We start from the raw sequence: 762 nt of genomic DNA, 5'->3' as shown, positions 1-762 counted from the left end.
ATATAACAATAATTATAGGGTGGTTTTGCCGAGTATTATTGATAAATTAAAGCTTTTAAAATTTAAATTATGGATACCTCATATGAGAATGTCTTTAGGATTATTTAAAGTATTAGAGCCGAGTAATCTGCATGAATATATACCGCAAGTTTTAATTGTTCCCTTATTAGGGTTTGACAAACAAGGAAATCGTTTAGGAAAAGGTAGAGGTTATTATGATTATACCCTAAAGGCTTTACAAAAAACTAATCAAAATCTTATAATTATAGGAATAGCCTTTAGTTCTCAAGAAGTCTTACTTCTTCCTACTACTGAGTTTGATATAAAGTTGCTGGCAATAATAACGGAGAAAAATTATCGTATTTTTAAATAAATTCAGATAAATATGCTAAAATTGATTACAATATAATAAAAGAAAGTAGGTATAAAAAATTGAAGGTACTATTTTGTGGGGATGTAATGGGTAAAAGTGGTAGATTAGTTGTAACACAATATATTCCTTATTTAAAACAGGTATTAGAGCTTGATTTTATTGTGGCAAATGGTGAAAATGCCGCACATGGTTTTGGAATTACTCCTAAAATTTGTGAGGAATTTTTTAAAGTAGGCATAGATGTTATTACCTTGGGCAATCATGCCTTTGATCAGCATAATATTGTAGATTATATCAGATTAGAAAAAAAATTAATCAGACCTTATAATTATACAGAGAACTATAAGATCGGAAGAGCGTCGTGTAGGGAAAGAGTGTAGATCTCGGTG

General features: G+C 29.5%; 1 protein-coding gene. It reads left to right on the top strand.

Annotated features, from left to right (window positions below; all coding sequences use genetic code 11):
* A partial coding sequence (locus ACQCX0_RS03245) for a 5-formyltetrahydrofolate cyclo-ligase (protein ID WP_462562735.1) occupies nucleotides 1–373 on the top strand: 373 nt, incomplete at its 5' end.
* Nucleotides 374–762: the final 389 nt, after the last annotated feature.

The organism is Candidatus Hepatincolaceae symbiont of Strigamia maritima (assembly GCF_055505085.1).
This window is presented reverse-complemented; position numbering and strand designations above follow the sequence as displayed.